This window comes from Streptomyces sp. NPDC058198 (assembly GCF_042882605.1).
Taxonomy (GTDB): domain Bacteria; phylum Actinomycetota; class Actinomycetes; order Streptomycetales; family Streptomycetaceae; genus Streptomyces.
Window position 1 is genome coordinate 1 of record NZ_JBHVVP010000027.1, and the last position, 2,517, is coordinate 2,517.

At 67.2% G+C, this 2,517-nt stretch carries 2 protein-coding genes; both read right to left on the bottom strand.

Translation table 11 applies throughout. The features are described 5' to 3' along the window. On the bottom strand, positions 1-686 hold a 686-nt coding region (locus ACFVWW_RS34100), incomplete at its 3' end, for a 2-oxoacid:ferredoxin oxidoreductase subunit beta (RefSeq protein ID WP_386879500.1). Next, a partial coding sequence (locus ACFVWW_RS34105; RefSeq protein ID WP_386879499.1) for a 2-oxoacid:acceptor oxidoreductase subunit alpha occupies positions 679-2,517 on the bottom strand: 1,839 nt, incomplete at its 5' end. The genes ACFVWW_RS34105 and ACFVWW_RS34100, both read right to left, overlap by 8 nt.

Consider the following 2,517-nt stretch of genomic DNA (forward strand, 5'->3'; position numbering starts at 1 on the left):
TTGTCCTTGAGGACTTCGAAGGCGCCGTCGTTGAAGATGTTGCAGTTCTGGTAGATCTCGACGAGGGCGGTGCCGGGGTGGTCGGCTGCCTGGCGCAGTACTTGGGTGAGGTGTTTGCGGTCGGAGTCGACGGTGCGGGCGACGAATGAGGCTTCGGCGCCGATGGCGAGGGAGACGGGGTTGAAGGGGGCGTCGAGGGAGCCCATGGGGGTCGACTTGGTGATTTTCCCGACCTCGGAGGTGGGGGAGTACTGGCCTTTGGTCAGTCCGTAGATCCGGTTGTTGAACAGCAGGATTTTGAGGTTGACGTTGCGGCGCAGGGCGTGGATGAGGTGGTTGCCGCCGATGGAGAGGGCGTCGCCGTCGCCGGTGACGACCCAGACGGACAGGTCACGGCGTGAGGTGGCCAGGCCGGTGGCGATGGCGGGGGCGCGGCCGTGGATGGAGTGCATCCCGTAGGTGTTCATGTAGTAGGGGAAGCGGGAGGAGCAGCCGATGCCGGAGACGAAGACGATGTTCTCTTTGGCGAGGCCCAGTTCGGGCATGAAGCCCTGGACGGCGGCCAGGACCGCGTAGTCGCCGCAGCCGGGGCACCAGCGTACTTCCTGGTCCGATTTGAAGTCCTTCATGGACTGGGTGGCCTCGGCCTTGGGGACCAGGGTCAGCAACTCGTTCGTGTCAGGCATCGATGGCCTCCTGGAGTGCCGTGGCGAGCTGCTCGGCCTTGAACGGCATGCCGTTGACCTGGTTGTAGGAGTGGGCGTCGATGAGGTATTTCGCCCGCAGGAGGGTGGCGAGCTGGCCGAGGTTCATCTCCGGCACCACGACCTTGTCGTAACGGCCGAGGATGTCGCCGAGGTTGCGGGGGAAGGGGTTGATGTGGCGCAGGTGTGCCTGCGCGATGGGCGTCCCGGCCTTGCGCAGGCGGCGCACAGCGGCGGTGATGGGCCCGTAGGTGGAGCCCCAGCCCAGCACGAGGGTGCGGGCACCGTCCGGGTCGTCGACGGTGAGGTCGGGGACGTCGATGCCGTCGATCTTGGCCTGGCGGGTGCGGACCATGAAGTCGTGGTTGGCGGGGTCGTAGGAGATGTTGCCCGTGCCGTCCTGTTTTTCGATGCCGCCGATGCGGTGTTCGAGGCCGGGGGTGCCGGGGACGGCCCAGGGGCGGGCCAGGGTGTGCGGGTCGCGTTTGTAGGGCCAGAACACTTCGGTGCCGTCGGCCAGTTCATGGTTGGGGCCGGTCGCGAACCGGACCCGCAGGTCGGGCAGTTCCGCGGTTTCGGGGATGCGCCAGGGTTCGGAGCCGTTGGCGAGGTAGCCGTCGGAGAGCAGGAAGACCGGCGTGCGGTAGGCCAGCGCGATCCTGGCCGCTTCCAGGGCGGCGTCGAAGCAGTCCGCCGGCGTCCTGGGTGCGATCACCGGGACGGGGGCCTCACCGTTACGCCCGTACATCGCCTGGAGCAGATCCGCCTGCTCGGTCTTGGTCGGCAAACCGGTGGAAGGACCGCCCCGCTGGATCGCGACAACCAGCAGCGGCAGCTCCAGCGACACCGCCAGGCCGATCGTCTCCGACTTGAGCGCGACGCCGGGGCCCGAGGTGGTGGTGACGGCCAGTGAACCGCCGAAGGCCGCGCCCAGTGCGGCGCCGATGGCGGCGATCTCGTCCTCGGCCTGGAAGGTCCGCACGCCGAAGTTCTTGTGCCTCGACAGTTCGTGCAGGATGTCCGAGGCCGGGGTGATCGGATACGAGCCCAGATACAGCGGCAGGTCGGCCTGGTGGCCGGCGGCGATCAGCCCGTAGGACAGTGCCAGATTCCCGGAAATGTTGCGGTAGGTGCCGGCCGGGAACGCTGCGCTCGCGGGGGCGACCTCGTAGGAGACGGCGAAGTCCTCGGTCGTCTCGCCGAAGTTCCAGCCGGCGCGGAAGGCGGCCACGTTCGCCTCGGCGATCTGCGGCTTCTTCGCGAACTTGACCCGCAGAAACTTTTCCGTGCCCTCGGTGGGCCGGTTGTACATCCACGACAACAACCCCAGCGCGAACATGTTCTTCGAGCGTTCGGCTTCCTTGCGGGAGAGCCCGAACTCCTTGAGCGCTTCGATGGTCAGCGTGGTCAGGGGGACGGGGTGGATCTGGTAGCCGTCGAGCGAGCCGTCTTCGAGCGGGGAGGTCAGATAGCCGACCTTGGCCATCGGGCGCTTGGTGAACTCATCGGTGTTCACGATGATCTCCGCGCCGCGCGGCACGTCGCCGATGTTCGCCTTCAGCGCGGCCGGGTTCATTGCTACCAGGACGTTGGGTGCGTCGCCGGGGGTGAGGATGTCGTGGTCGGCGAAGTGCAGCTGGAAGGAGGAGACGCCCGGCAAGGTCCCGGCAGGCGCCCGGATCTCGGCGGGGAAGTTCGGCAGCGTCGACAAGTCGTTCCCGAACGACGCCGTCTCCGAGGTGAACCGGTCACCCGTCAGCTGCATCCCGTCACCCGAGTCACCCGCGAAACGGATGATCACCCGGTCCAGACG